Here is a 20,847-nt window from a genome sequence, read left to right as displayed (position 1 = left end):
CCGCTTCCTCCCCTCGCCGCCTTTCCGGCGGTCCTGTGTCAGCCGGGCAACTCGAGAACATTCTTGGCCAGGATGCCGCGCTGGATCTCCGAGCTGCCGCCATAGATCGTGGTCGGCCGCGCCTCGATGAACAGCCCGGCCGGGTGCAGGTCGCGATTGCCTTCCATCGGCTGCAGCAGGCCTGCATTCTCACCGCCGATCTCCAGCATCAGCTCGGTGATGCGCTGGAACAGGTCGGATTGGTGCAGCTTCAGCATCGAGACATCCGCGCCGAGCGATTCGCCGCGCCGCAGGATGGCGACGAAGCTCTCATACAGCGCCTTGTGGTCGGCCAGGTCGCAGCGCAGGCGGATATAGCGGTCCTGGAAATCGGGCTCGTCGAACACGCCCATGCGCTCGGCCAGCGCCTTCAGCCGCGACAGCGCATAGGCCGATTGGCGTGGCGAGCCGAGAAAAATACGCTCGAAGCCGAGCAGGGCCTTCGCCATGCTCCAGCCCTTGTTCACCTCGCCGACGAGGTTCTCCGTGGGCACGCGCACATTGTCGAAGAACACCTCGCAGAACTCGTCATGCAGGCCGAGATTGATGATCGGCCGCACGGTGACGCCGGGCGTCGCCATGTCGATCAGCAGGAAAGAAATTCCTTCCTGCTTCTTCGCCGCCTTGTCCGTGCGCACCAGGCAGAAAATCCAGTTGGCGTCGGTCGCGAGCGTGGTCCAGATCTTCTGGCCGTTGACGATGTAGTGGTCGCCCTCGCGCACCGCCTCGGTGCGCAGAGCGGCGAGGTCGGAGCCGGCGCCGGGCTCGGAATAGCCCTGGCACCAGATATGCTCGCCGGCCAGGATCTTCGGCAGGAAGCGCGCGCGCTGTTCCTCGGTGCCGAAGCGGATCAGCAGCGGGCCCAGCATGATCACGCCATGATCGGGCAGCCGCGCCACGCCGTGGCGCTCATACTCCTCGATCAGGATGATCTGCTTCGAGGCGTCGAGCCCCATGCCGCCCAGCTCCACCGGCCAGCCCGGCGCCACCCAGCCCTTCTTCTGCAGGATGCGGAACCATTCCTCGCCCTCCTGCCAGTGCAGGCGGTGCGGCGGGTTGCGCAAATGGGCGGGGTATTCGGCCTCGACGAAGCGGCGCACCTCGGCGCGGAATTCCTCGTCGGACAGCGCGTTCCAGTCGCTCATGCCTCATCCTCCGGCTGGGCCTCGGCGAAGCGGCGGCGATGCAGCGCGGCGGGGCCGAACTGGTTGGCCACCACCATGGCCTTGCGCAGATACAGGCCGATATCGGCCTCGTCGGTGTAGCCGATGCCGCCATGCAGCTGCACCGCCTGGCGCGTCACCAGCAGCGCCGCATCGCCGGCGCGCGCCTTGGCCCGCGCGATGGCGGCGGTGCGCACACGCGGCGCCGCGCCACGGTCGCATAGCGAAGCCGCCGCCTCGATGCTGGCGCGGCCCAGCGCGATCTGGATCTTCAGATCCGCCGCGCGGTGCTGCAGCGCCTGGAAGCTGCCGATCGGCTTGCCGAATTGCTGGCGCGTGCGGAGGTAGTCCAGCGTCAGCGCGAAGGCCTGCTCCATCACGCCGAGCAGATAGGCGGCACTCGCCAGCGCCGCCTCCTCCAGTTTTTCTGTCAGTTGCGTCTGCTCGCTGAGCAGACGCGTGGGGTGGGGGCGCAGCGTGCCGAAGGTTCCGCCATCCTGGGTCGGCTCCAGCGTGAGATCGGAACCCGAAGAATCCTGCCAGCGCAGCCCGCCCTGCCAGGGCAGCAGGAAGGCGTCCGCCCCGCCCGCCATGGGGATGAAGCGGCGCGGCGCCTCCGGCGTGCCGGGCGCGTCCAGCGTCGCGGCGGCCTCCTGCCAGGCGGTCAGCACCACGCTCTCCCCGGCCAGCAGCGCTTCCAGCTCGGCCTCGGCGCCCGCCTCGGCCAGCAGCGCGGCCGACAGCGCCCCCTGGATCAGCGGCTCCGGCGCGAGCGCCGCGCCCAGCTCCTCGGCCAGCGCGCAGAACTCACCCATGCCCAGGCCGCTGCCGCCCTTCTCCTCCGGCAGGCGCAGCCCGATCCAGCCCAGCTCGCCCATCTGCCGCCAGACCTTGCGGTCGAAACCCGGCGCCTGGAAACGCAGCGCGCGGATGCGCCGGCGGTCGCCCTGGCGCGGCGCCAGCCCCGCCGCGCTGTCGCGAATCATGCGCAGCGAATCATCCTGCTCCAGCATGGCGCTCATGCCGCGATCTCCGCCTTGCCATTGTTAACGACGATGATGTCGCGCTCCACCACCCGCGCGCGGAAGGCGCCGTCGCGCCAGATCTCGGTGCGGATGGTCTCACCCGGGAAGACGGGGGCGGAGAAGCGCAGCGACAGCACCCGCAGCCGGGCCGGGTCGTAGCCGCAGAGTTCCCTCAGCAGCGCATGGGTGACGACACCCAGCGTGCACAGCCCGTGCAGGATCGGCCGCGGGAAACCGGCGCGCGCCGCCACCTCCGGCTCGGTGTGCAGCGGGTTGTCGTCGCCGTTCAGCCGGTAATAGAAGGCCTGTTCGGGCCGCGTTGGCAGGTCGAGCGTGATGTCGGGCGCGCTCTCCGGCATCGGGTTGGGCGGGCGCACCGGGCCGCTCGGGCCGCCGAAGCCGCCATCGCCGCGCAGGAAGGTGGTGCTGCGCGTCACCGCCAGCAGCGCGCCGCTGGCCGCATCGGTCAGGCGTTTTTCCGAATAGAGCAGCGCGCCCTTGCCGGCGCCCTTGTCGACGATGCCGGTGACGCGGGTCTGGCTGATCACCTCGCCCTCGGCCGGGATCGGCGCGTGCAGCTCGATCTCCTGCTCGCCATGCACCAGCTTCACCGCATCAACGCCGGTGTCGGGCCGGCCGAGCCAGAAGCCGGGATGGCCCAGCACCACCGCCATGGCGGGCACCACCACCGGGCCGCGATGCGTGCTGACGAAGGGGATCTGCCGCTCCTCCATCGGGTCCTGGCCGAAGCCGATGGACAGCGCGTAGAGCACCGCGTCGCGCGGCGTGACGCGCTGGCGCACCTCCGGAATGGCGTAGTTCAGCAGTTTTTCGTGGTCGATCACGGCGTGTCCTCCGCGATGTCGATCACCGCATCGGCGGCGAAGGCGCCCTGCCCGGCCGGCATGGCGAAGACCGGGTTCAGGTCGATGCCCGCCAGGCGCGGTCCGGCCTGATGCGCAAAGACCGACAACCGCGACAGCATTTTTTTCAGCGCGTCGAGATCGGCGGGCGGGCGGCCACGGGCGCCGGCCAACAGGGGAAAACCCTTGATCGAGCGGATCATCTCTTCGGCTTCCGCCTCCCCGAAGGGGCAGCGCCGGAAAGAGACATCCTTCAGGATCTCGACGAAGATGCCGCCCAGGCCGAACATGGCGACGGGGCCGAAGACCGGGTCGCGATGCACGCCGAGGATGCATTCCACCCCGCCGGAGAGCTGCTTCGCCACCAGCACGCCCTCGATCCGCGCCTGCGGTGCCGCATCCTTCGCGCGCTGCAGCAGCAGCGCAAAGCCCTCGCGCACGGCGGCTCCGTCGGAAACGTTCAGCAGCACGCCGCCGATTTCGGATTTGTGCAGGATGTCGGGCGAAAGAATCTTCAGCACCACCGGGAAGCCGATGCGCTCCGCCGCCGCCACCGCCGCCTCCGCCGTGGCGCAGGTTTCTTCCGGTGCGGCCGGGATGCCGGCCTGGGCCAGGATGCGCTTGGCCTCGGCCTCGCTCGGCGTCGTCGCCGGCAGGGCAATGGGCGGCAGCGCGGCGGGCGGGGGCGGTGCGGCGCGGGCGAAGGACTCGCCATAGCGGCCCATGGCATGGATGGCCGCCACCGCACGCGACGGATCCTCGAAGACGGTGAAGCCATCCGCCTCGAATTGCCGCACCAGCTCGGGCTCGGCGAGAACGGAGAGCACGAAGAGGCGGTCCGGATGCGCCGCCCGCACCGCCGCCAGCTCCTGCCGCAGCCTTGGCGCGACCGAGGCGGCGCCCCCCGCATGGGTGAAGAAGGAGAGGATGGAGCTGTAGCCGCCCTGCTCCACCAGCGATTTGGCGAAGGTGCCAACGAGCGAAAGATCGTTCAGCGCCTGCGCGGTGCAGTCGACCGGGTTCTGCGGCGCGCAATAGGGCAGCGCGTCGCGCAGCGCCTGCTGCGCCGCCTCAGGCATGGGCGGCATGGGCAAATTGACGGCCTCGGCCGCGTCGGAGATCAACACGCCGGCGCCGCCGCTGATGGTCAGCACGCCCAGCGAATTGCCCGCCGGGTAGATGCGCCGCGCCGCCAGCCGGGCGATGTCCAGCATCTCCTCGGTGGTGCGGGCGCGCACCACGCCATATTCGGCCAGCACCGCATCCGTCACCGCGTCATCCCCGGCGATGGGAGGCGGTGTGCGAGCGCGCGGCGGCGCTGCCCACCGCGCTGCGGCCGACCTTCATCATCACCACCGGCTTGCGGTTGCGCCGGGCCAGCTCCAGCGCCGCCAGGAAGCTCTCCGCGTCGCGGATGCCCTCGGCATAGGCGGCGATCACCTCGGTGTCCGGGTCCTGCGCCATCCAGCCGATCATGTGGCCGACATTGAGGTCGGCCTCATTGCCGGTGGTGACGACGCAGGACAGGCCCAGCCCATGGTCGCGCGCCAGGCCAAACAGGTGCATGCCATAGGCGCCGGACTGGCTGGCGATGCCGATCGGCCCGGGCTTCGGCGTGCCGCGCTCCAGGCTGCTGGTGAAGGTGCCGTAGAAACCGGTGCGGGCGTTGAACAGGCCCAGACAGTTGGGCCCCAGCAGCCGCATGCCATGGGCGCGGGCGGCGGCGACCATGCGGTCCTGCTCGGCCTCGCCCGCCTCGCCCATCTCGGCGAAGCCGGCGCTGAACATGATGGCGGCCTTCACGCCGCGCTCGGCCAGCTGCTGCAGGGCGGGCCCGGCGGCGGCGGCGGGCACGGCGATGATCGCGGCCTCCGGCACCTCGGGCAGTTCGGCCACGCTGGGATAGGCCGGCAGCCCCTGCACCATGCCGTGCTTCGGGTTCACCGGCAGGATGCGGCCCTGATAGCCGAGCGACTGCATATAGGCGATCGGCCGCCCGCCGATGCGCGTGGCATCCCCCGAGGCGCCGATCACCGCCACCGAGCGCGGCGCCAGCAGCGCCGAAAGGCTGCCCATCGGCAGGGCGGCGGCTGGGGGCAAGGGCGTGTCAGGCAATGGCGGCATTCCTTCCCGGGGGCGGCGCACCGCCCAGTTCCGTCCCGATCGGCCTTGTTGGCGGCCTTGGCGGGGAGGCTAGACCCAGCCGGACGGCCATTCAATATGCAGAATGGCATTTCATTCTGCGGAGACCCGCTTCCCCTCGACGCGCGGCGCCGCCGGCGTCAGCATCCCGCCGCGCCGCCGAGGAGAGCCGCCATGAATCTCGAAACCACCGATCCCGCCGCGCTGGGCCTCTGCCCGCAGCGTCTGCGCCGCGTCGCCGACTGGGCGGATCGCTGGGCCGATTCGGGGAAATTGCCGGGGGTGAGCGTGCTGGTGGCGCGGCGCGGCCGCATCGGCCTGCTGCATTGCGCTGGCCAGGCGGATCGCGAGCGCGGCACGGCCATGGCGCCCGACACGATGGTGCGCATCTATTCGATGACCAAGCCGCTCACCAGCCTGGCGGCGCTGATGCTGTATGAGGAGGGGCGCTTCCAGCTGGACGACCCGATCACCCGCTTCCTGCCGGAGTTCCGCGACATGCGGGTGATGGCGGGCGGCGCGCGCGGGCGGATCGACACGGTGCCGGCGCAGCGCGACATCACCATCCGCGAGCTGATGACCCACACTTCGGGCCTCACCTATGGCTTCATGCAGGCCAATCTGGTGGATGCCGCCTATCGCGAGCAGGGCGTCGATTTCCAGACCGCCGAGGCCAGCCTGGCGGAGGTGGTGGGCCGCGCCGCCCGGCTGCCGCTGATCGCCCAGCCCGGGGCGGCCTGGAACTACAGCATCTCCACCGATGTGCTGGGGCATCTGGTGGCCGTGGTCTCCGGCCAGGAATTCGGCGATTTCATGCGCCAGCGCATCCTGGCGCCGCTCGGCATGGTGGACACGGATTTCCACGTGCCGGCGGAAAAACTGCCGCGCTTCGCCGCCAACTACATCCCCTCGGCCGAGGGCGGGCTGACACTGGTGGACGACCCCGCCACCGGCCGCTTCGCCCGCCCGCCCGCGATCGCCTCCGGCGGCGGCGGGCTGGTCTCGACCCTCGGCGACTACTGGCGCTTCTGCCAGCTGATGCTGAACAAGGGGGTGCTGGACGGCACCCGGCTGCTCGGCCGCAAGACGGTGGAGCTGATGACCTCGAACCATCTGCGCGGCGACATGGCGGCGATGGGCCAGGCGCGCTGGTCGGAATCCACCGCCGAGGGCATCGGCTTCGGCCTGGGCTTCTCCGTGACCCTCGACCCGGCGCGGGCGCAGATCCTTGGCACGCCGGGGGAATATGCCTGGGGCGGCGCCGCCTCCACCGCCTTCTGGATCGACCCGGCGGAGGAGATGGCGGTGATCCTGTTCACCCAGCTCACCCCCTCCTCCACCTATCCGATCCGGCGGGAGCTGCGGGTGCTGACCTACCAGGCGGTCATCGACTGACGGAAGAGCGCCTCAGCGGCGGGAGAGCAGCATGCCGGCGAAGGTGGAGCCCAGCACCAGCACGATGCCCAGCATCTGTACCGGCGCCAGCCATTCGCCGAGTAGCGTGGCACCCAGCAGCGTCGCCACCACCGGGCTGAGCAGGCCGAAGAAGGACAGCCGCGCCCCGGCGGCGGCGATGCCGCGCACCCAGAGCCAATAGGCCAGCGCCGTGCCGGGCAGCACCAGATAGGCGAAGCCCAACAGGTTGCGCGCATCGGGCGCGGGCGGCACGCCCTCCACCAGCAGGGCGAAGGGCAGCAGCACCGCGCCACCCAGCGCCAGCTGCCAGGCGGCCAGCTGCAGCGGCGTGCCGAGCCTGCCCCAGCGCTCGATCAGCACCGTGCCCATGGCCATGCAGCAGGTCGCCAGCAGCGCCGCCACCGCCCCGGCCAGGTCCAGCTGCGCCCGCGAATCCAGCACCAGCATGGCAACACCGCTCAGCCCGGCCAGCGCCGCCAGCACCTGGCCCGCGCGCGGCGCCCGGCCCAGCAGCGGCCAGGCCAGGAAGGCCACCACCAGCGGCTGGCTGGAGCTGAGCGTCGCCGCCACGCCCCCCGGCAGCCGCGCCGCGCTGAAGAACAGCAGCGCGAAGAACAGGCCGATATTGGCCAGCCCCAGCAGCAGCAGCCGGCCCAGCTTCTCGCGCGGCGGCAGGCCGGCGCCCAGCAGCATCAGCAGCAGGCCGGCCGGCAGGGCGCGCAGCGCCGCCACCAGCAGCGGGTGCTCCACCGGCAGGGTCTGGGTGAAGACGATATAGGTCGAGCCCCAGAAGCAGGGCGCCAGCAGCGCCAGCAGGATGGCGGCGCGCGCGCCGGGGCGGGCGGGCGCGGGGTTCCCGGGCCGGGACATGGTTGTTCCTTCCGTGCCGGCGCCAGGCGCGGGCTCTGGTCTGAAGCGGTTCACCCTGGCGCCGCCGCCGGGGCGTCGCCTAGGATGGTTCCATGCGGCATAGTCCTACGTCGAATTATCCTGCATGGGAATACCTGACCTTCGCCGAGGGGTGGTATGGCCATGGCTGAGCCCCCGCCCCTGCCGCTCGACACGCTGCTGGCGCAATGGCGGCGGGAGCGCCCGGATCTCGACCCCGCCCCCATGGCGGTGTGCGGGGCGATCTGGCGCGCGGCCGAGCAGCTGCGCCGCGGCGTAGCCGCCAACCTCGCCCCTTATGGCCTGGATTCCCCCGCCTTCGACGTGCTGATGACGCTGCGCCGCCAGGGCGCCGGCCGCTCCCTCTCCCCCACCGAGCTGGCGCGGGAGATGCTGCTCTCCACCTCCGCCATGACCAACCGGCTGGACCGGCTGGAGCAGCGCGGGCTGATCCGCCGCCACTCCGACCCGGAGGATCGCCGCTCCTTCCGCATCGCCCTGACGCAGGAGGGGCTGGCGCTGGCCGACCGCGTCGTCGCCTCGCATGTGGCGACCGAGGCGCGGCTGCTCGCCCCCCTCTCCGAGCCCGAGCAGGCGCAGCTGCGCGCCCTGCTGGAGCGGCTGTTCCAGCCCTGACCCCGCCCCTTGCGGCGCTGCGGGGCCACGCCCATCATCCCCGCCCCGCTGCCGAGATGGATCACCCCCCGATGCCCGAGACCCGCGTCCTCCTGCTGACCGGCGCCAGCCGCGGCATCGGCCACGCCACGGTGAAGCTGTTCGGCGAGCGGGGCTGGCGTATCCTCACCGTCTCCCGCCAGCCTTTCTCGGATGCCTGCCCCTGGCCCGGCGGCAAGGAGGACCACATCCAGGCCGACCTGGCCGAGCTGGACGGCATCGAGCCGCTCGCCGCCGAGGTGCGCCGCCGCCTGCCCGGCGCCAAGCTGCATGCGCTGGTCAACAATGCCGGCATCTCGCCGAAGGGGCCGAAGGGCTCGCGCCTCGGCATCCGGGTCAGCGATGCCGAGACCTGGACGCGGGTGCTGAACGTCAACCTGGTCTCCACCGCCCTGCTGGCCCGCGCCCTGCTGCCGGAGCTGGAGGCGGCGAAGGGCGCCATCGTCAATGTCACCTCGATCGCCGGTTCGCGCGTGCATCCCTTCGCCGGCGTGGCCTATGCGGCGTCCAAGGCCGGGCTGGCGGCGCTGACGCGGGAATTCGCCCATGAATTCGGCCCGCTCGGCATCCGCGCCAACGCCATCGCCCCGGGCGAGATCCGCACCGCCATCCTCTCCCCCGGCACCGACGAGCTGGTGGAAGCCAATGTGCCGCTCGGCCGCCTGGGCGAGCCGCGTGAGGTGGCCGAGACGATCTTCTATCTGTGCACCGAGGCCAGCTCCTACATCAATGGCGCCGAGGTGCACATCAATGGCGGGCAGCATGTGTAGGAAGAAAGCCTTCTTTTTCTGAAGAAAAAGAAGCAAAAAGACTTTGTCAGTTGGCGTCCCGCCTCGGGCCATAGGCGGGACGCCAGCTGACAGAAGTTTTTTGGTTCTTTTTTTCAAAAAAGAACCCTTAAGCCTCTCTCTGGCACGGCACATGCCTGCCCCGGCACCGCAACATTGGCGCCGGGGGGGCGTTTTCCGCTATGGGCAGCCTCTCCCAAGCCTGTCCTGGAAGGAAGACGCGGACGAATGCGTGACGACTCCCTGCCCCCCGCCCATCCGGCGGAAGCGGCCATCCTGGCCTCGGGCCTGCGGGTCGAACCGCGCGAGATGCCGCAGCTGACCCGCCTGGTCGCCCGCCGCCTGCCCGCCGACCGCGACGCCGTGGCCGACGCCCTCTGCCAGGTCCGCCGCAAGGCCTGGGCCTCCGCCGCCATGGCCATGGCCAGCCGCGCCGGCGAGCTCTGGGTCCGCCGCGCCGAGGCCGAGGCCGCCGCCGCCAGCCTGACCGACCCCGAGGCCGGCGAGGCCGCGCTGCGCCGCGCCCTGGACGCCGCCATCACCGCCCGCCTGCGCCACGCCGCGCCGCGCCCCGGCGCCGCGCTGGAAGCGATCGAGGCGGAGATCATCGACGTCTCCGGCACCCCGCTCTCCGCCGAGCGCCACGCCGCCCTGGCGCTGGCCGTCGCCCGCGCCCATGGCATGGACGAGGCCGAGACCGCCCGCTTCGCCCGCGCCGCCGCCCATGTCGAGGAGCGCCGCCGCCAGGATCTGCGCGCCGCCGAGAAGGCCGCGCGCGAAAAGCGGCGCGAGGAAGTCACCCGGCTGCGCGCCTGGGAGAAGAGCCTGGTCGGGCTCGAGGGCGTGCCCGGCCTGCTGCGCTGCTCGGAGCGCGAGGCGCTGCGCTGGGCCGGCGCCGGGCTGCTGCCCGTGGCGCGCCGCATCCCCGGCCGCGGCGGGCGCGAGATCTGGCAGTTCGACCCGGCCGAGATCACCGCCCTTCGCCGCTTCCTGCCCGAATGGCGCGCCGCAGAGCGCAGCCCCTCCCCCCGCGCCGAGCGCGAGCGGGATGGCCATGCGCCCGCCCACCGCCCCGAGCGCCCGCAGCGCCTGGACCGCGCCGAGGCCCTGGCCGGGCGCGGCGGCAAGGCCGCCAACGCCGCCGTGGCGCGCGCCGCGGCGCTGGACCGCTACGCCGCGCATTTCGCCACCGCCCGCGCCCTGGTGCGGCGCTTCATCATCGTCACCGGCCCGACCAACAGCGGCAAGAGCCACACCGCGCTGGACCGCCTGGCGCAGGCCGAGAGCGGCCTGGCCCTCGCGCCCCTGCGCCTGCTGGCGCATGAATTCCGCGAGGCGCTGGCCAGCCGCGGCGTCGAGGCCGCGCTGTCGACCGGCGAGGAGCGCATCCTCGCCCCCGGCAGCAAGCATCTGGCCGCGACCGTGGAGATGTGCCCGTTCCACAGCCCCGTCGATGTCGCCATCATCGACGAGGCGCAGCTGCTGCATGACCGCGACCGCGGCGCCGCCTGGACCGCCGCGCTGATGGGCGTGCCGGCGCGCGAGGTCTTCGTGCTGGGCGCGCCGGAATGCGTGCCCATGGTCAAGCGCATCGCCCAGCTCTGCGGCGATGAGGTCGAGGAGATCACGCTGCAGCGCAAGGGTCCGCTGCACGCCTCCACCAAGCCGGTGCCGATGGGCGAGCTGAAGCAGGGCGACGCGCTCGTCGCCTTCTCCCGCCGCGACGTGATGGATCTGCGCGAGGCGCTGGTGGCACGCGGCCGCAAGGTCGCCGTCGTCTATGGCGCCCTCTCCCCCGAGGTGCGCCGCGCCGAGGCCGCGCGCTTCCGCAATGGCGAGGCCGACATCATCGTCGCCACCGACGCCATCGGCATGGGGCTGAACCTGCCGATCCGCCGTGTCGTCTTCTCCACCCTGCGGAAATTCGATGGCGAGGAACGGCGCGAGCTGACCAGCCAGGAGGTCAAGCAGATCGGCGGCCGCGCCGGCCGCTATGGCCATCACGAGGGCGGCGTCGTTTCCGTGCTGGCCGGCGGCGGCGACCCGTCCTTCGTCCAGGCCATGCTGGAGGCGCCGCCCGCCCCGCCGGAGGAGCTGCGCCCGCAGGTGCAGCCGGATGCCGACATCATCGCCGCCGTCGCCGCCGAGATCGGCACCGACAGCCTGTTCGGCGTGCTGGCCCGCATCAAGCGCGCCGTGCTGCGCAAGGATGACCCGAACTACCGCCTGGCCGATCTGACGCAGCAGCTGGCCATCGCCTCGGCCATCGACGGTGTGGCCGGCCTGTCGCTGGCCGATCGCTGGACCTACGCCATGTGCCCGGTGGATGAGCGCGACAACGGCATCACCCGCCTGGCGCGCTGGGCGGTGGACCATGGCGGCGGCCGCCCCGTCGCCCCGCCGCTGGCCGGCCGCCTGCCCGCCCCCGAGCGCGCCACCGGCGAGGAGCTGCAGCGCGCCGAGAAGGTGCACAAGCGCCTGGTCGCCTGGCGCTGGCTGGCCCTGCGCTTCCCCGCCGCCTATCTCGACCGCGACGAGGCCGAGGCCGAGACCGAACGCCTCGACAGCTGGATCGAGGACGTCCTCCGCCAGCAGCGCCGCGCCCGCCGCGCCGCTTGATTCTTTCGGGCTGCCGCCGTCCGGTGGGGAAGCGGGACGCTGCGGGGCAACAGCCGGATCGTGGGGAGGGGTGGCGCGCGCCGCCGCCTCACCCCGCCGCTTGATTTTTTCGGGCTGCCGCCGTCCGGTGGAGGAGCGGGACGCTGCGGGGCAACAGCCGGATCGTGGGGCGGGGTGGCGCGCGCCGCCGCCTCACCCCGCCGCGCGGCGCCGCGCGTAATGCGCCCGCGCCTTGGCGCGGTTGCCGCAATCCTCCATCGAGCACCACAGCCGCGTCCGGTTGCGCGATTCATCCAGGAACACCCAGCCGCATTGCGCATCGGCGCAGCGCCGGATCTGCACCTGCCGCTCCGACACCACCAGCGCCAGCGCCGAGACCGCCACCGGCAGCAGCGGCAGCCGCAGATCGGGCGGCGCGCCCACCGGGCGCCACACCGCCTCCAGCCCCGCCCCCGGCCGCACCAGGCGCCCGATCCGCGCCATCTGCCGCAGCAGCGCCTCGGCCTCCGGCAGCGCGCCTTCCGGCCGCGCCGAGTCGAAGGCGCCGCTCAGCTCGGCGCGCAGCCGCAGCGCCAGCAGCCGCGCCGCCTCGGCCTGGGCCGGGCGCGACGCCGCCGCATCCAGCAGCGCCGCCGCATCCACCGGCTCCAGCAGCCGCAAGGCGGCCGCCCAATGCACCAGCTCGGCATAAGCGTGCAGCCTTTCGCTGCTGCGCGCCGCATCGCCGCGCCAGGCCAGGGTGTTGACGAAATCCAGGCACAGCGCCCCGCCCAGCGGCTTGGGCGGATGGGTGGCGAAGGAACGCGGATCGGCCGGCGGGTCGGTGGGCAGGCGCGCCATGCGGATCTCCGGTTGACAGAAGCGTTTCGCTGCCGATCATAATAACCGCAGAGACGGTTAGAAAGAGGCAAAGCATGCGGCCCCGCCGGCCTGGCCCTCCCTTCACCCTCGCCGGCGTCCGGCACGGCTTCGTCCGGGCCCAGGCGCTGGCGCCCGGGGTGCTGCTCTACGGCGTGGTGTTCGGCATCCTGGCCAGCGAGGCGCAGCTTTCCGCCCTGGCCGCCACCCTGACCAGCGCGCTGGTCTATTCCGGCTCGGCGCAGATGGCGGCGCTGCAGGTCTGGCGCGACAATGCCGGGCTGCTGCCGCTGTTTGCCGCCATCCTGCTGATGAACGCCCGCTACCTGCTCTATGGCGCCTCGCTGCGGCCCTGGCTGGAGGGGCTGCCGCCCGGCACCGCCTATGGCACGCTGTTCTTCCTGGGCGACGGCAATTGGGCGCTGGCCATGGCCGAGCGCGCCGAGGGGCGGGAGGATGCCGGCTTCCTGTTCGGCTCGGGCGTGGCGATGTTCCTGCCCTGGGTGGGCGGCACCCTGGCCGGGCGGCTGGCCGGCGGGCTGCTGGGCGACCCGGCGCGCTTCGGCATGGATTTCATGCTGGTGGCCTTCTCCGCCGCGCTGCTGGTCGGGCTGTGGCGTTCGCGCGCCGATCTGGCGCCGATCGCCGCCGCGGCGCTGGCCGCCGCCCTGCTGCACGGGCTGCTGCCTGGCGGCTGGCTGATCGTCGCGACCGCGCTCGCCGCCTGCATAGCCGGCGCCGCGCTGCACCGGCCGAGCCCGGCCCCGGCCACGCCCCCGGCCGTGCCATGAGCCTGGCCCCCGGCTTCCTGCAGGCGCTGCTGCTGATGGGCGCGGCCTCCTTCCTCTGCCGCGCCGGCGGCTTCTTCCTGATGCGCTATGTCCCGGTGACGCCGCGGCTGGAGGCGGCGCTGCGCGCCTTGCCCTTCGGTGTCATGCTGGGCATCGCCGCCCCGGTGGTGCTGCAGGGGCGGGTGCCGGAAAGCGTCGGCCTGGCGCTGGTGGTGCTGGTGATGGCCTGGCGCGGCAATGATCTGCTGGCGGCCCTCACCGGCGTCGCCGCCGTGGCCCTGCTGCGCCCGCTGATGTGACGGCGCGGCGCCGCCGGGCTAAGCAGGCGGCATGATCATCCGCCTGCTGACCCCTGAGGATGCCGCCCTGTTCCGCCGCCTGCGGCTGGAGGCGCTGCGGGCCCATCCGGAGGCCTTCGGCGCCAGCCATGAGGATGAGGCGGCGCAGCCCGAGAGCTGGTGGGCGGAACGGCTGCGCGGCAGCGCCGTCTTCGCCGGCTGGCTGGCCGAGGGCGCCGAGCCCGCCGGGCTGATGGCGCTGGCGCTGCCGAGTGCCGCCAAGACCCGGCACAAGGCGCTGCTCTGGAGTGTCTATCTGCGCCCCGATTCGCGCGGCACCGGCCTGGCCAGGGCGCTGCTGCGGGCGGTGATCGACCATGCCGAAGGCAGGGTGGAGGAGATCCGCCTCTCCGTCGTCGCCGGCAATGACCGGGCGCGGCGGCTCTACGAATCGCACGGCTTCCGCGCCTGGGCCACCGAGCCACGGGCGCTGAAGATCGGCGAGCGCTATTACGACGAGACGCTGATGCGCCTGCCGCTGACCGGCGGCTGAGGCGGCGGCGGCGCCTCCTCCGGCACGCGGGCCAGCCCCGCCTCGCGCAGCCCGGCACCGAAGCCGGGATGGGCGGTGACGACGCAGAAGGGCACCGCCAGCAGCAGCGGCGCCAGCACCGGCAGCCCCCAGACCCAGGCCGTGCCGCCGGCCGAGAGCAGAGCCGCCATCCCCGCCGCCCCCAGCAGGGTCTGCGGCCAGAGCAGCCGCGCGGCATCGCGCCAGGCGACGCCATGCGCCTCCCGCCGCTGCGGCGCCCAGCCGATGCGGCGGCCAAGCGCCAGCCCGCCCAGGAACAGGCTCTTGCTGACCAGGCTGATGGGGTCGAGCAGGGTGGTGAAGGCCAGCTCCGCCGCCGCGCCGCGCAGCACGGCGAGCCGCCCGCCATAGGGCGCGGCAAGGCTGCCGCGCAGCAGCAGCTCGGCATAGCCCAGCAGCTTCGGCGCATGCAGCGCCGCCCAGCCGGTCAGCAGCAGCGCCGCCAGCGCGGCATGGGGCGTCACCGCCCCGCCACCCGTTGCGGCATTCATCACGGCGGCGGCCAGCAGCAGCAGCCAGAGCGGGGCTGAAAGAAACAGCAGGATCGCCTGGATCAGCTGCCAGCGCCCCAGCCGCGTCAGCCCCTTCAGGCGCAACAGGGAGAAGTACTGCATGTTGCCGGCGCCCCAGCGGCGGTCGCGCAGCAGGAAATCCGGCAAGGTGGGCGGGTTGCCCTCGGCGCTGCCCTCCTCCTCCGGCACGCAGCGCACCGCCCAGCCGGCGGCGTGCAGCCGCACCGCCTCGATCTGGTCATGGCTGAGGATGGCGCGGCCATCCGGCAGCGCCTCCAGCCGCGCATGGTCGCGGAAGGCGGCGACGCGGATCAGCGCGTTATGGCCCCAGTACGGTCCCTCATCGCCCTGCCACCAGGCCTGGCCGGTGGCCCAGATGCGCATGCCGGCGCGCATGCCGAACTGGAACAGCCGGGTGAAGCCGCTCTCCGCCGGGCGGCCGGCGATCAGCTGCTGCAGGATGGCCAGCCGCGGCTCCGCCTCCATGGTGGCGACGAGGCGCAGCACGGCCCGCGCCGACATCTCCGAATCGGCGTCGAGGCACAGGAAGAAATCATAGTCCCGCCCGGCGCCGTCGAGGAATTCCATGACATTGCCGGCCTTGAAGCCGGTGTTCTGCGCGCGGCGGCGATAGCGCAGCGCGATGGGCCGGCCGGCGCGGGCGGCGGCGAAGGCCTCGATCGCCGCCTCCTCCCGCGCCACGGAATCCGGATCCTGGGTGTCGGAGAGCAGCCAGAGGGTGAAGCGCGCCCCGGCGCCGGCCTGTTCCAGCCCGTCCAGCAGGCGGGCGAGCGGCGGCAGCACCGCCTCCATCGCCTCGTTGCGCAGGCAGAGGGCGAGGGCGGTGCGGGATGCGGGCGGCGCGGACGGGGCGGGTTGCCAGCCCGGCACCACCGCCGCCACCGGATCGCGCGAGAACAGCCGCAGCCCCAGCCCCAGCAGCGCATTGCCGGCGCAGAGCGCGACCCAGGGCAGCAGCCCGATCCAGGCGGCCAGGATCACCGCTTCCCAGAGGGTCCAGCCGCCCGGCGCCAGCACCGGCAGGGCGAGTGCCGCGAGGCCCAGCGCCAGGCCCAGGCAGAGAAGGAGGAAGGCCGCGCGGCGGAGGCCTGGGCGTCCGGCGCGCTGGGGGCGGGGCTGGGTCGGGAGAGGGTCGCTCACCAGGACAGGGAACCCGAGGAAGATGGCGGGATTGCGGGCAATCCCGCCGCGCTCAGATGAGGCGGCGCCCGGCTTGCGCAAGGCGCCGCACCACGCTGCGGGTGCCTCAGGCCAAGCGCCTCAGGCCGGGATGGCGAGGCCGAGCGATTCGGCGGTGCGGCAGATGCCGGTCCAGGTGTCGGGCTGCAGCGGCACGCCCTGGGCCAGGCGCTCGGCGCGGGTGCGCGCCTCCGGCTCGCCCGGCAGCAGCACGGGCTGGGCCGGGTCGGCCGGGCGGCTGCTGGCCACCCAGTCGACATATTCGCGGCCCATCGCCTGGAACTCGGCATTGGTGCCGAAATGCGCCGGCGAGAGATAGATCGAGAGCATGCCATTGGCGATGCGCCCGCGCCCCTCGACCGGGCCGGAGCAGCCGCCGCCGGTGAAGGCGCCGGCCAGCAGCTCGCACATCAGGGCCAGGCCCGAGCCCTTGTGCTCGCCAAAGGCGCGGATGGCGCCCGGCCCGCCCGCCGGGTTGCGCGGGCCGATCTGCGGGTAGTCGCCATAGAGCATGTGCGGGTCGCCGGAGAGCTGGCCATCGGGGCCGATCAGCGCATCCGCCGGCAGCTTCTTGCCGCCATTGGAGGCGACCAGCACCTTGCCCTCCGCCACCAGGGAGGTGGCGAAATCCAGCACCACCGGCCGGCCTTCCAGCGGCGCGCCAATGGCGATGGGGGCGGTGGAGAAGCGCCGCTCCACCCCGCCGAAGGGCGCCACCAGGGTGGAGCCCGCGACATTGACCAGGTGGATGGAGATCAGCCCCTCGGCCAGCGCCATCTCGGCATAATGGCCGATGCGGCCGATATGGCCGGCATTGCGCAGCGCCACCACCGCCGCGCCATGCTGCTGCGCGCGGGTGATGCCGAGTCGCACCGCCTCGGCCGCCACGCTGTGGCCGAAGCCGAAATCGGCATCCATCAGGGCGAAGGCGCCGCCATCCATGACGATGCGCGGCTGCCGGCCGAGGAAGACGAAGCCGGCCTGCAGCCATTCGACATAGCGCGGCACGCGCACCACGCCATGGCTGTCATGCCCGGCGAGGTTGGCGCCGAGCAGGTGATGCGCGATCAGCGCCGATTCCTCCGCCGAGCCGCCCGAGGCGACGAAGATGTCGCGCACCAGGGTTTCCAGTTTCGCGGCGGGAATCAGCACGGGCGTCATGGTTCGTTTCCTGTTGTCCTTGTCCGGACAGCATGGACCAGAGCGGCCGGGGCCAAAAGGGCGCGGCGCCGCGATTTTTGCGGCGCCGGGATCACGGGATTGCGGCTCAGGCCATCGCCGCGACGGCCTGGGCGGCCGGCGCCTGGAAGCGGTTCCAGGTTGGCGAGACGACGATCTCGTTGATGCAGACGCGGTCCGGCAGATTGGCCACGAACAGCACCGCCTGGGCGATATCCTCCGGTTGCAGCATGCGCGCCCGCTCTTCGGGCGGCGGCGGCTCGGGGCGGAGGTCGAGGATGGGCGTCGCCACCTCGCCCGGGCAGATGCAGGTGGAGCGGATGTTGTGGATGCCGTTCTCGGCGTTCAGCGAGGCGGAGAGCGCCACATAGCCGCTCTTCGCCGCGATGTAGCCAGGGCCGGAGACGGCGGAGCTGCCCTTGCCCGCCACCGAGGCGATCTGCACGATCAGCCCGCCGCCGCGCCCCTTCATGCCCGGCAGCACGGCCAGGCTGGTCAGGAAGGGCGCGGTCAGGTTGACATCGACCAGCGCCCGGGCATCGCCGCCCGAGAGCTGGTGCCAATGGCGCCGCGGCACATTGCTGCCGGCATTGTTCACCAGCAGCCCGACCGGGCCGAGCTCCGCCTCCACCCGCGCCAGCGCTTGCCTGACCGCCGCCTCGTCGGTGAGGTCGGCGGGCACCGCCAGCGCGGCGCCCTTGGGCAGCAGCGACGCCGTCTCCTCCAGCGGCGCGGCGCGGCGGCCGGTCAGCGCGACGCGCCAGCCGGCCTTGGCCAGCGCCACCGCGCAGGCCCGCCCGATGCCGGAGCCGGCCCCGGTGACCCAGGCGATGCCGCCGCTCACAGGACGCGCCCGGATTGCGGGTCGAGGATGTGCATGTTGCTCATATCCACCGCCATGGGCAAAGGCTGGCCGGGCTGCGCCGGCGCCAGCGGGTCGACGCGGCCGCAGATCTCGGCCCCCGCCATCTTGAAATGCACCAGCGTCTCCATGCCCATGGGCTCGGTGACCTCGGGTGTCGCGGTCATCGGGGCGAAATGCGGGCGGTCGAGATTCTTGGCCTCCGTCAGATGCTCGGGCCGGATGCCGAACAGGATCTCGCGCCCGGCCAGCGGCGTGTAGCGCGCGGTGCGCTCGGCCGGCACCGGCAGCACGATGTCGCCCGGCAGATGCACGCGCAGCGCGCCGGCGCCATTCTCCAGGCGCCCGGGGATGAAGTTCATCGCCGGGCTGCCGATGAAGCCGGCGACGAAGCGCGTCTTCGGGTTGTGGTAGAGCTCCTGCGGCGGGCCGACCTGCTCGATGATGCCGCCATTCATCACCACCACGCGGTCGGCCAGCGTCATCGCCTCCACCTGGTCATGGGTGACGTAGATGGTGGTGGTCTTGACCGTCTGGTGCACCTTCTTGATCTCGGTGCGCATCTGCACGCGGAGTTTCGCGTCGAGGTTGGACAGCGGCTCATCGAAGAGAAAAACCTTGGGGTCGCGCACGATGGCGCGGCCCATGGCGACGCGCTGCCGCTGGCCGCCCGACAGCGCCTTGGGCTTGCGCGCCAGCAGCGGCGTGATGTCGAGGATGCGGGCGGCGTTGTCGACGCGGCGCTTGATCTCCTCCTTCGGGAATTTCCGTAGCATCAGCCCGAAGGCCATGTTGTCGAACACCGTCATATGCGGATAGAGCGCGTAGTTCTGGAACACCATGGCGATGTCGCGGTCGCGCGGCGGCACGTCATTGACGACGCGGCCGCCGATGGCGATCTCGCCATCCGAGATCTCCTCCAGCCCCGCGATCATGCGCAGCGTGGTCGACTTGCCGCAGCCCGAGGGGCCGACCAGGACGACGAATTCATGGTCGGCGATGTCGAGATCGATGCCCTTCACCGCCTGCACGCCGCCTTCATAGGCTTTCACGACCTTGCGGAGTGTTACCTGCGCCATTCTCGTGTTTCTCCCTCAGCCCTTGGTCGCGCCGGCCGTCAGGCCCGCGATGTAGTAATCCATGAGGAACGCATAGACGAGCAGCGGCGGCAAGGCGGCCATCAGCGCGCCGGCCATGATCTTGCCCCACTGGAAGGTGTCCGCCCGGATCAGGTCGGAGACGATGCCGACGGTCAGCACCATCTGGTCCGAGCTGACGAGGAAGGCGATCGGATAGATGAAGGCCGCCCAGGACACGGTGAAGGCGAAGATCATCGCCGCCAGGATGCCCGGCAGCGCCACGGGGATGAAGATCTTCCACAGCATCTGCAGATGGCCCGCGCCGTCGATCAGCGCGGCCTCGTCCAGCTCCTTCGGGATCGAGGCGAAGTAGCCGATCATGATCCAGGTGCAGAAGGGCACGGTCAGCGTCGGGAAGATCAGCACCATGGCCCAGAGATTGTTGTACAGGCCGAGGCTGCCGATGATCTGGAACATCGGGATGAACAGGAGGGTCTCCGGCACCAGATAGGTGAGGAAGACACCGGTCGCCAGCGTGCCGCTGCCCCAGAACTTCATGCGCGCCAGCGCGAAGGCGGCCAGCGTCGAGATCACCATGCTGATCAGCACGGTGCAGGTGGTGACGATCACCGAGTTGCGGAAATGGATCAGGTAGTTGCCCTGGGTCAGCAGCTCCCAGTAGTTCTGCAGCGTGGGCGCCACGACGAACCAGGGATTGCCGGACAGGTCGGCGATCTCGGCCGAGCTCTTCAGGCTGGTCACCAGCATGTGGAAGGGCGGCGTCATGAAGAAGACGACAAAGACGGCCAGCGCCACATAGGCGCCGATCATCGCCCAGCGCCGCTCGCGCTTCAGGCTGCCATGGCGGCTGTTCTCCGGCGCGAAGCCGGTGGGGGCGGCGGTGCTGCTGCTCATCACGCCATCTCCTTCGAGCGCTTGTTGACACCGCGCAGCGTGAAGATCGCGAAGATCGCCAGCAGCGGGAACATGAACAGGCTGACCGAGGCGCCGAGCGGGATGTCGCCCGACTGGATGCCGACCTGGAAGGCATAGGTCGCGAAGACATGCGTGGTGTCCTGCGGCCCGCCATTGGTCAGGATGCGGACGATGTCGAAATTCGCGAAGGTGACGATCAGGCTGAACAGCACGGTGATGGAGATGATGTTGCGCATCATCGGGAAGGTGACGTAGCGCAGCTTCTGCCAGCCCGTGGCGCCATCGATCGCCGCCGCCTCATAGAGCTGGTCGGGCACCGATTTCAGCGCCGCCAGGTACATGATCATGAAGAAGGGCGAGCCGTACCAGACATTGACCAGGATGACCGAGAAGCGCGCCCAGCCGGTGGCGCCGAGCCAGGGCACCGGGTCCACGCCGATCCCCGCCAGCGCCCAGTTGAAGGCGGAGTAGGAGGGGTCGAACAGCCACCACCAGGCGAGCGTCGAGATCGCCGGCGGGATCACCCAGGGCACCAGCAGCATGCCGCGCCATTTGCGCTGGCCCTTGGCCGGCAGCGCGTGCAGCACATGCGCCAGGATGAAGCCGATCAGCGCCTTCAGCAGCACCGCCGAGACGGCGAACAGCACCGACTGGAACACCACGTTCCAGAAGGTCTCGCGCGACAGCAGGAAGGTGAAGTTCTCCCAGCCGATGAAGCGCGTCATGCGCCGGTTCAGCGTCGAGAGGTAGATGGCGTAGAGGAAGGGATAGACCACCAGCCCCAGGATCAGCAGCAGCAGCGGCAGCGTCAGCAGGAAGGCGATGGTGGAGTTGCGCCGGGCGAGTTTCTGCAGCGCGCTGCGCGGCGCGGCAGGATGCGCGGCGGGGGCTGCGGAGAGCGTGGCTTCGGCCATGCCATTCTCCTGGTTCGGCGGTGGCGGG

At 71.6% G+C, this 20,847-nt stretch carries 20 protein-coding genes; 7 read left to right on the top strand and 13 right to left on the bottom strand.

Annotated features, from left to right (window positions below; genetic code table 11):
- Positions 1-38 precede the first annotated feature (38 nt).
- The 5 genes from QE401_RS19745 to QE401_RS19725 are packed head-to-tail and all read right to left on the bottom strand — an operon-like array spanning position 39 to position 5,205.
- On the bottom strand, positions 39-1,184 hold the full coding sequence (locus QE401_RS19745) for an acyl-CoA dehydrogenase family protein (RefSeq protein WP_307139807.1): 1,146 nt from the start codon (positions 1,182-1,184) through the stop codon (positions 39-41).
- Positions 1,181-2,224 carry an acyl-CoA dehydrogenase family protein gene (locus QE401_RS19740; protein WP_307139806.1) on the bottom strand — a complete coding sequence of 348 codons (1,044 nt, stop codon included), beginning with the start codon at positions 2,222-2,224 and terminating at the stop codon, positions 1,181-1,183. The genes QE401_RS19745 and QE401_RS19740 overlap by 4 nt, the downstream gene beginning before the upstream one ends.
- Entirely contained in the window at positions 2,221-3,072 is an 852-nt protein-coding gene (locus QE401_RS19735; RefSeq protein WP_307139805.1) for a MaoC/PaaZ C-terminal domain-containing protein, read from the bottom strand. The genes QE401_RS19740 and QE401_RS19735 overlap by 4 nt, the downstream gene beginning before the upstream one ends.
- The gene (locus QE401_RS19730) at positions 3,069-4,361 is read right to left on the bottom strand and encodes an acetate--CoA ligase family protein (RefSeq protein ID WP_307139804.1); all 1,293 of its coding nucleotides are present in this window, start codon (positions 4,359-4,361) and stop codon (positions 3,069-3,071) included. The genes QE401_RS19735 and QE401_RS19730 overlap by 4 nt, the downstream gene beginning before the upstream one ends.
- 4 nt (positions 4,362-4,365) lie before the next feature.
- Positions 4,366-5,205, bottom strand: a complete 840-nt coding sequence (locus QE401_RS19725; protein ID WP_307139803.1) for a CoA-binding protein — start codon at positions 5,203-5,205, stop codon at positions 4,366-4,368.
- 201 nt (positions 5,206-5,406) lie between these two features.
- On the opposite strand from QE401_RS19725, the gene QE401_RS19720 reads away from it, so the two are divergent.
- The gene (locus QE401_RS19720; protein WP_307139802.1) at positions 5,407-6,627 is read left to right on the top strand and encodes a serine hydrolase domain-containing protein; all 1,221 of its coding nucleotides are present in this window, start codon (positions 5,407-5,409) and stop codon (positions 6,625-6,627) included.
- Positions 6,628-6,639: 12 nt separating this feature from the next.
- On the opposite strand, the gene QE401_RS19715 is transcribed toward QE401_RS19720, so the two are convergent.
- On the bottom strand, positions 6,640-7,518 hold the full coding sequence (locus QE401_RS19715; RefSeq protein ID WP_307139801.1) for a DMT family transporter: 879 nt from the start codon (positions 7,516-7,518) through the stop codon (positions 6,640-6,642).
- A 162-nt stretch (positions 7,519-7,680) separates the two neighbouring features.
- Between QE401_RS19715 and QE401_RS19710 the strand changes: the two genes are divergently transcribed.
- The 3 genes from QE401_RS19710 to QE401_RS19700 all read left to right on the top strand — a co-directional run bounded on the left by QE401_RS19710 (position 7,681) and on the right by QE401_RS19700 (position 11,618).
- Positions 7,681-8,172, top strand: coding sequence for a MarR family winged helix-turn-helix transcriptional regulator (locus QE401_RS19710; RefSeq protein WP_307139800.1), 492 nt, complete (start codon positions 7,681-7,683; stop codon positions 8,170-8,172).
- A 71-nt stretch (positions 8,173-8,243) separates the two neighbouring features.
- Positions 8,244-8,981, top strand: a complete 738-nt coding sequence (locus QE401_RS19705; RefSeq protein ID WP_307139799.1) for an SDR family NAD(P)-dependent oxidoreductase — start codon at positions 8,244-8,246, stop codon at positions 8,979-8,981.
- Between the two features lie 246 nt (positions 8,982-9,227).
- Positions 9,228-11,618: a helicase-related protein gene (locus QE401_RS19700; RefSeq protein WP_307139798.1), complete on the top strand. Its 2,391-nt coding sequence runs from the start codon at positions 9,228-9,230 to the stop codon at positions 11,616-11,618.
- Positions 11,619-11,810: 192 nt separating this feature from the next.
- On the opposite strand, the gene QE401_RS19695 is transcribed toward QE401_RS19700, so the two are convergent.
- Complete coding sequence (locus tag QE401_RS19695) at positions 11,811-12,458, bottom strand: CGNR zinc finger domain-containing protein (protein ID WP_307139797.1); 648 nt, start codon at positions 12,456-12,458, stop codon at positions 11,811-11,813.
- A gap of 74 nt (positions 12,459-12,532) precedes the next feature.
- Here QE401_RS19695 and QE401_RS19690 point away from each other — a divergent pair, with 74 nt between their 5' ends.
- From QE401_RS19690 to QE401_RS19680, 3 genes are read left to right on the top strand one after another with little or no spacing between them, the layout of a single operon-like run.
- Positions 12,533-13,267, top strand: a complete 735-nt coding sequence (locus tag QE401_RS19690) for an AzlC family ABC transporter permease (protein WP_307139796.1) — start codon at positions 12,533-12,535, stop codon at positions 13,265-13,267.
- Positions 13,264-13,566 (top strand): AzlD family protein, encoded by a 303-nt coding sequence (locus QE401_RS19685; protein WP_307139795.1) that lies wholly within the window; start codon positions 13,264-13,266, stop codon positions 13,564-13,566. The genes QE401_RS19690 and QE401_RS19685 overlap by 4 nt, the downstream gene beginning before the upstream one ends.
- Positions 13,567-13,597: 31 nt before the next feature.
- The gene (locus QE401_RS19680) at positions 13,598-14,098 is read left to right on the top strand and encodes a GNAT family N-acetyltransferase (protein ID WP_307139794.1); all 501 of its coding nucleotides are present in this window, start codon (positions 13,598-13,600) and stop codon (positions 14,096-14,098) included.
- On the opposite strand, the gene mdoH is transcribed toward QE401_RS19680, so the two are convergent.
- From mdoH to QE401_RS19650, 6 genes are all read right to left on the bottom strand, one after another.
- Entirely contained in the window at positions 14,056-15,810 is a 1,755-nt protein-coding gene (gene mdoH, locus QE401_RS19675; RefSeq protein WP_307139793.1) for a glucans biosynthesis glucosyltransferase MdoH, read from the bottom strand. The genes QE401_RS19680 and mdoH overlap by 43 nt on opposite strands.
- A gap of 120 nt (positions 15,811-15,930) precedes the next feature.
- On the bottom strand, positions 15,931-17,010 hold the full coding sequence (locus QE401_RS19670; protein ID WP_307139792.1) for a malate/lactate/ureidoglycolate dehydrogenase: 1,080 nt from the start codon (positions 17,008-17,010) through the stop codon (positions 15,931-15,933).
- A 106-nt stretch (positions 17,011-17,116) separates the two neighbouring features.
- A complete protein-coding gene (locus QE401_RS19665; protein WP_307139791.1) occupies positions 17,117-17,872 on the bottom strand; it encodes an SDR family oxidoreductase in 756 nt (251 codons plus the stop codon).
- Positions 17,869-18,969, bottom strand: coding sequence for an ABC transporter ATP-binding protein (locus QE401_RS19660; RefSeq protein WP_307139790.1), 1,101 nt, complete (start codon positions 18,967-18,969; stop codon positions 17,869-17,871). Before QE401_RS19660 ends, QE401_RS19665 begins: the two co-directional genes overlap by 4 nt.
- Before the next feature lie 15 nt (positions 18,970-18,984).
- Positions 18,985-19,884 (bottom strand): carbohydrate ABC transporter permease, encoded by a 900-nt coding sequence (locus QE401_RS19655; protein WP_307139789.1) that lies wholly within the window; start codon positions 19,882-19,884, stop codon positions 18,985-18,987.
- Positions 19,884-20,819: a carbohydrate ABC transporter permease gene (locus tag QE401_RS19650; protein WP_307139788.1), complete on the bottom strand. Its 936-nt coding sequence runs from the start codon at positions 20,817-20,819 to the stop codon at positions 19,884-19,886. The genes QE401_RS19655 and QE401_RS19650 overlap by 1 nt, the downstream gene beginning before the upstream one ends.
- Between the last annotated feature and the right edge of the window lie 28 nt (positions 20,820-20,847).

This window comes from Pseudoroseomonas cervicalis, assembly GCF_030818485.1.
GTDB classification, from domain to species: domain Bacteria; phylum Pseudomonadota; class Alphaproteobacteria; order Acetobacterales; family Acetobacteraceae; genus Pseudoroseomonas; species Pseudoroseomonas cervicalis_A.
Note: the sequence above shows the minus strand (reverse complement) of the source record. Positions and strands in the feature narration are given on the sequence as shown.

Bases quoted from the DNA above. Each gene is read 5' to 3' on its own strand.
- QE401_RS19745 (WP_307139807.1), bottom strand. From the start codon at position 1,184: ATGAGCGACTGGAACGCGCTGTCCGACGAGGAATTCCGCGCCGAGGTG.
- QE401_RS19740 (WP_307139806.1), bottom strand. From the start codon at position 2,224: ATGAGCGCCATGCTGGAGCAGGATGATTCGCTGCGCATGATTCGCGAC.
- QE401_RS19720 (WP_307139802.1), top strand. From the start codon at position 5,407: ATGAATCTCGAAACCACCGATCCCGCCGCGCTGGGCCTCTGCCCGCAG.
- QE401_RS19715 (WP_307139801.1), bottom strand. From the start codon at position 7,518: ATGTCCCGGCCCGGGAACCCCGCGCCCGCCCGCCCCGGCGCGCGCGCC.
- QE401_RS19710 (WP_307139800.1), top strand. From the start codon at position 7,681: ATGGCTGAGCCCCCGCCCCTGCCGCTCGACACGCTGCTGGCGCAATGG.
- QE401_RS19705 (WP_307139799.1), top strand. From the start codon at position 8,244: ATGCCCGAGACCCGCGTCCTCCTGCTGACCGGCGCCAGCCGCGGCATC.
- QE401_RS19700 (WP_307139798.1), top strand. From the start codon at position 9,228: ATGCGTGACGACTCCCTGCCCCCCGCCCATCCGGCGGAAGCGGCCATC.
- QE401_RS19695 (WP_307139797.1), bottom strand. From the start codon at position 12,458: ATGGCGCGCCTGCCCACCGACCCGCCGGCCGATCCGCGTTCCTTCGCC.
- QE401_RS19690 (WP_307139796.1), top strand. From the start codon at position 12,533: ATGCGGCCCCGCCGGCCTGGCCCTCCCTTCACCCTCGCCGGCGTCCGG.
- QE401_RS19685 (WP_307139795.1), top strand. From the start codon at position 13,264: ATGAGCCTGGCCCCCGGCTTCCTGCAGGCGCTGCTGCTGATGGGCGCG.
- QE401_RS19680 (WP_307139794.1), top strand. From the start codon at position 13,598: ATGATCATCCGCCTGCTGACCCCTGAGGATGCCGCCCTGTTCCGCCGC.
- QE401_RS19670 (WP_307139792.1), bottom strand. From the start codon at position 17,010: ATGACGCCCGTGCTGATTCCCGCCGCGAAACTGGAAACCCTGGTGCGC.
- QE401_RS19660 (WP_307139790.1), bottom strand. From the start codon at position 18,969: ATGGCGCAGGTAACACTCCGCAAGGTCGTGAAAGCCTATGAAGGCGGC.
- QE401_RS19655 (WP_307139789.1), bottom strand. From the start codon at position 19,884: ATGAGCAGCAGCACCGCCGCCCCCACCGGCTTCGCGCCGGAGAACAGC.
- QE401_RS19650 (WP_307139788.1), bottom strand. From the start codon at position 20,819: ATGGCCGAAGCCACGCTCTCCGCAGCCCCCGCCGCGCATCCTGCCGCG.